The sequence below is a fragment of the Streptomyces sp. NPDC006655 genome (assembly GCF_040703965.1).
Lineage (GTDB): Bacteria > Actinomycetota > Actinomycetes > Streptomycetales > Streptomycetaceae > Streptomyces.
Genome location: NZ_JBEYJU010000212.1, coordinates 1 through 4,679 on the forward strand (window position 1 = coordinate 1; position 4,679 = coordinate 4,679).

5 protein-coding genes and 1 pseudogene are annotated in these 4,679 nt (G+C 69.0%); 1 reads left to right on the plus strand and 5 read right to left on the minus strand.

What is annotated here, in order from left to right; genetic code table 11:
* From AB0958_RS44480 to AB0958_RS44490, 3 genes are all read right to left on the minus strand, one after another.
* Nucleotides 1–444: caspase family protein (locus AB0958_RS44480; protein ID WP_366896190.1), on the minus strand; the 444-nt coding region annotated here is incomplete at its 3' end.
* 112 nt (nt 445–556) lie between these two features.
* Entirely contained in the window at nt 557–910 is a 354-nt protein-coding gene (locus AB0958_RS44485; protein ID WP_366896187.1) for a hypothetical protein, read from the minus strand.
* A gap of 604 nt (nt 911–1,514) precedes the next feature.
* The gene (locus AB0958_RS44490; RefSeq protein ID WP_366896188.1) at nt 1,515–2,372 is read right to left on the minus strand and encodes a LysR family transcriptional regulator; all 858 of its coding nucleotides are present in this window, start codon (nt 2,370–2,372) and stop codon (nt 1,515–1,517) included.
* Between the two features lie 70 nt (nt 2,373–2,442).
* Between AB0958_RS44490 and AB0958_RS44495 the strand changes: the two genes are divergently transcribed.
* The gene (locus tag AB0958_RS44495; protein WP_366896189.1) at nt 2,443–3,174 is read left to right on the plus strand and encodes an SDR family oxidoreductase; all 732 of its coding nucleotides are present in this window, start codon (nt 2,443–2,445) and stop codon (nt 3,172–3,174) included.
* 199 nt (nt 3,175–3,373) lie between these two features.
* Here the strand turns inward: AB0958_RS44495 and AB0958_RS44500 are convergent, their stop codons facing one another.
* Both AB0958_RS44500 and AB0958_RS44505 read right to left on the minus strand, forming a co-directional pair.
* The gene (locus tag AB0958_RS44500) at nt 3,374–3,751 is read right to left on the minus strand and encodes a hypothetical protein (protein ID WP_366896191.1); all 378 of its coding nucleotides are present in this window, start codon (nt 3,749–3,751) and stop codon (nt 3,374–3,376) included.
* 368 nt (nt 3,752–4,119) lie between these two features.
* Nucleotides 4,120–4,305, minus strand: a pseudogene (locus AB0958_RS44505) (helix-turn-helix domain-containing protein); the annotation flags it as partial.
* Between the last annotated feature and the right edge of the window lie 374 nt (nt 4,306–4,679).

The following is a 4,679-nucleotide window of genomic DNA, read 5'->3' on the forward strand; positions in this document are numbered from 1 at the left end:
ACGCCGACCAGGCAACGACCGAACAAGTGAACCTGAAACCACGTCAAACCGCCCTGACCGGCTAGTCAGCCGCCCCGCACAGCGGGGGAACCTCACGGCCAAGTGCTGCTGATCCCCTGCGAGTACATCGATAGCGCGACCGGAGTAACAGCAGTCCAGCACGACGGCTTTAACCCGGGCGGGGCTGTCACGTAGAACGCTCCGGATCTTGGAGTACTCCAGTCCGGTAACGTCCGGTTCGTCAGCGATGGTGTCGCTCACGGCGAGTACGAGCTCCCCGTTGGTGGTGACGGTGCCGTGGCCCACGAAGTACAGCAGCAACACACCGTTGGTGTTCTGAGCATGGCGACGCAGGTCGCTCATTACCCGACGGCAGTCGACCGGATCGGGGATGGCAGTGACCTGGTCGTCGGGCCAGCCGCCCAACTCCTCGTCGACGAGCATCCGGTGCACGCCCTGCAGGCTCTTCCCCGCGGCAGGAACGGACGGGAAAGATGGATCCTGGTAGGTGGAAACGCCGATGAGCACGGCACGGGAGCCGGACCGGTCGATTCGATCAGTTCCCGGGGGCATCGTCGCCGTCCAGCACCCGGCTGATCAAAGCCATGGGATCGCTGACGCGCCGGGCATCGACCTCGACCGTGCGGCCATTGGCGGTCAGGGTCACCTTGACGTCTGAACGCCGAGTACGCAGCCACGCGGACAGTGACTGGGCCAACGCCGCACCGACACCGCCGGAGCCGACAGCAACGCTGATCACGTCAAGCCCGCTGCCGAGTTCCGTCTCTGCAATATCTCTGCGCATGACCTGGACTGCGCCCTCCAGCTCGCGCTCCGTGCGGAGCCAGCCGACAAGCGCGGTCAACTCCCCAATCTCGTCGCCACCCTTGATGCCGATCACAGCGTCCATGACCGTCATCATTTCAGGCTGGTCGTCAACTGACAGGGAGTTGGACTACGGCTCTCCACGGGGCGGTGAAAAGCCGTGAGGGGCGAGGTCAGGTCGTTGACCCCGGGGCGGCGAGGCGGACTTCGAGGTCGGCGATGCGCGGGTCTTGGAAGCGGAGGTTGGAGCGGGCGGCCTTGAGCCGTTCGCCGAGGGTGCGGTTGTCGACGGTGAGCTGCCGGGACCCGTTGCTTGAGGGTGGTGTTCTCTATGGTGATCCGCTGGATGGCCTCTTGTCCTGTGCAGCGTCGACGAGGTCGGCGGCGCGGAAGGCCGTGGACGGCTCGCCGCCCGGGGCTGGCTGCACAAGCGGGGCGACGGGCGGTTCACGGTACGTCCGTAGGCGCGCGGGGCGGGCCCGTGACTGACGGGCCCCCGGCGGCAATGGGGATCGTCCTCCTGCTAGTGGCTTGGCTCGGACTGTCGACCGCGTCATTGGTTCGCCGTCTCGGTGCCCGTCATTCTGCCTCCAGGTGTGATCTCGACGGTGGCCGTGAGGGCGTCCTGGAGTGTTCGCACGCCTGCGAGCATGGGCGGGGGCGCCTTTCACCCCGCGTGTCTCCCCGCTCTACCCGCCGTGGCCCGTCGCCTTGCCCGCCACGGCGGCGGCCGCGCGGACGAAGGCGGCCAGGGCTGGGGAGGTGGCGTGCTCGGGCCAGGCGAGGGCGAGCGTGGTGGGCTCGGCATCATCGACTGGGACAGCGACCAGGTCGTCGCGGAGCTGGCCGCGGATGGAGGAGGGGAGGACGGCGACCATGCGGCGCAAGGCGATGAGGTGGAGAAGCTGCCCAAGGTCGTGGACCTCGGGTCCGTGTGAGCCACCGTCAGGTGCGCCCGGCCAGCGCGGCAGGGGCTCCCCGGCGAGGTCGTTCAGGCAGACCCGGGTACGGCCCGCGAGGCGATGCGAACTCGGCATCACGAGAAGTTGAGTCTCGGTCAGGAGGTCCTGGGTGTCCAGGCCGGTGAGGTCGTGGTGGGGGCGGTGAAGCAGGGCGGCGTCGGCATGGCCCTCCCGCAGGAGGATCTCTCGCTCGCCGAAGCTGCACACCAGCTCGACCGGCAGCGCACCCGGCTCAGCCTGATAGGCGTCGAGGATCGCTGGCAGCAGGCCACCGTCGCCGCCCGGCTTGATGACCAGGACCAGACGCGGGTCGGCGCGGCCGGCCCGCCGGGTGCGGCGCGCCGCAGCCGACGCGGCGTCGAGCACCGTACGGCTCTCGCGGAGCAGGACGGCCCCCGCCTCGGTCAGTGCGACCCGGCGACTGCCACGTTCCAACAGTGCTACGCCGAGTCGTCGTTCGAGCTGCTGAATGGCGCGGGAGAGCGGCGGCTGGGCCATCCCTAGCCGGGCGGCCGCCCGACCGAAGTGCAGTTCTTCGGCGACAGCGGTGAAGTAGACGAGCTCGCGGACCTCCAGTCTTTCCATACCCGCACGGTATCGCTGCGTACCTGATCGGTGTTGGAACTCCCGGCTACCCCCGTGGTGGGCTGAACACATGACAGAAACCACGACTGCCCTGGTCACCGGTGCCAACAAGGGCATCGGGCGCGAGGTCGCAGCGCGGCTCGCCTCGCTCGGCACGAACGTCCTGCTGGCCTCGCGCGACCCGCACCGCGGTGCGGCAGCCGCAGCCAACCTGGGCCCGCGGGTGTACCCGGTCACCCTGGACGTCACCGACCGCGCCAGCGTCCTGTCCGCCGCCCGCTGGATCGAGGAGCGCTTTGGCCGGCTGGACATCCTGGTCAACAACGCCGGCATCTCTGGCGATCTCGCCGCCCAGAGCCCTGGCAGTGTCGAACTGGCCGCTGTACGCGAGGTGTTCGAGACCAACGTGTTCGGCGTGATCAGCGTGACCACCACGATGCTGCCGCTGCTCGCCCGCTCCCCCGCCGCCCGGATCGTCAATGTCAGCAGCGGACTGGGCTCCCTCACCCGGATGACCGATCCCGAGGACTACTTCACAACCCGCCCCCCCTTGGCCGCGTACGTCCCGTCCAAGACCGCACTCAACTCGCTGACCGTGCAGTACGCCAAGGAACTGCGCAGCCGCAACATCCTGGTCAACGCCGCCGATCCGGGGCCGTGTGCGACCGACCTCACCACCGCGTTCCCCGGCCTCACCCGCACCGCGGCCGACGGCGCGGCCGTGGTCGTCCGGCTCGCCACGCTGCCCGATGACGGGCCGACCGGCGGCTTCTTCGACGAGCACGGCCCGGTTCCCTGGTGAGCTGCCTGTCAGGGAACCGAGGGACGGGGTGGCGGGGGGGCAGCCCAGACGGGGTGGCGGGGGCAGCCCAGACGGGGTGGCGGGGGTCAGCCCGGACGGGATGGGCGAGCCCGAGACCGCGCCGGCGCCCGACGGGCCGCAGCGCCCGGGTTACCCGCCGGACCGCCCCGGCAACAGCCGACGGAAGGGCAGCGGACCGTCAGGCAGCCTTGACCGGGTACTCGGTCCAGGTGCGGACGGGTGAGTCGGGGGCAAAGCTGGTCTTCGGTTCGGCGCGGGCCTTTCGCCAGCGCACGTAGGTGCCGACGGCGGCGTTCCGTTCGCCATGGCTGCAATGGTCGGTGCCGTCGAGGGCGAAGTAGCGCAGGGCGGCGAACTCGGACTCGATCCAGTCCGGCCACGATCCGCAGGCCGGCAGGAAGACCAGCTCGATGTCGTTCGCCGCGGCCCACGCGCGGACGTTCGGATGCTTGGGAGGGCAGAAGTCGTCCAGGACGACGTAGAGCTTCTCGCCGGGCCAGCGGATGCGCAGGGACTTGAGCAGGGAAGGGACTTGAGCAGGGACAGGAACTCGCACCACCGTTTGCGGGGCCGGATGCGGCAGTACATCTTGCCGGCGGCCAGGTCGAGGACGGCAAGCATGTGCATCACGCCGTCGCAGCGGTTGCAGGTGGCCCGCAGACGACGTGGTGAGCGGTGCGGGCGCCATGCCTTGCCTTTGCGGGGCATGAGGTTGAGCGGCCCGAACTCGTCCACACAGGCCACCCGGCCGCCGGTAGGCGGGGAGTCGTAGAGCGCCAGGATGCGGTGCATCCCGGCGATGAAAACTGGGTCGTTCGAGGACTTCCAGGTCGTGCTGGTCTGCCAGGAGACCCTGCCCTCGCGGAGTATCCGCCGCAGTGTCTCGCGGCAGACGGCGGGGACCACGTTCTGCTTGACCAGGTGTTCGGCGAGCTTGGTCAGGCCCCAGGTGGAGAACGCGGAGATCTTCCAGTCGGCGGGGGACGTCCGGGCGATCAGGCAGATGTGCTCACGCACCTGGCTGCTGATCGTCCTGGGGCGACCCCCGCTCCACTTTGGGTCCAGCGCCTCGAACCCCTGCTCGTTGAAGGCGTGGATGACGTCACCCACTTAGCCGACGCTGACCTGCATCAACGAGGTGATGTCCGCAACCGACTGCCCCTGGCGCGGACATCATCACCACGATCGCCCGCCGCAGCCGCACCGCATCCTTCGCGCTCCGGCCGATCCGCCGCAGCCGACGCCCTTCCTCCATGCTTACCGGCCGGACGATCACCCCGCACGACGCCCCACGACCACCTCCACCATCACCACGTGGAAGCAGCCTGCCGCGCAACGAACGGAAGATCAATTACCCGACCAAGGATCCCAGCCGAGCCACTAGAGCACTACTGACTTCGGCTCATTAGGGTGACGCCGGGTCGTCGAGGGTCAGGCCGGTGCCCGCTATGAAGCCGTCGAGCGTGTCGGGCCGGTACTGAAGT

Coding starts and splice junctions, on each gene's coding strand:
- AB0958_RS44485 (WP_366896187.1), bottom strand. CDS start 910: ATGGACGCTGTGATCGGCATCAAGGGTGGCGACGAGATTGGGGAGTTG.
- AB0958_RS44495 (WP_366896189.1), top strand. CDS start 2,443: ATGACAGAAACCACGACTGCCCTGGTCACCGGTGCCAACAAGGGCATC.
- AB0958_RS44490 (WP_366896188.1), bottom strand. CDS start 2,372: ATGGAAAGACTGGAGGTCCGCGAGCTCGTCTACTTCACCGCTGTCGCC.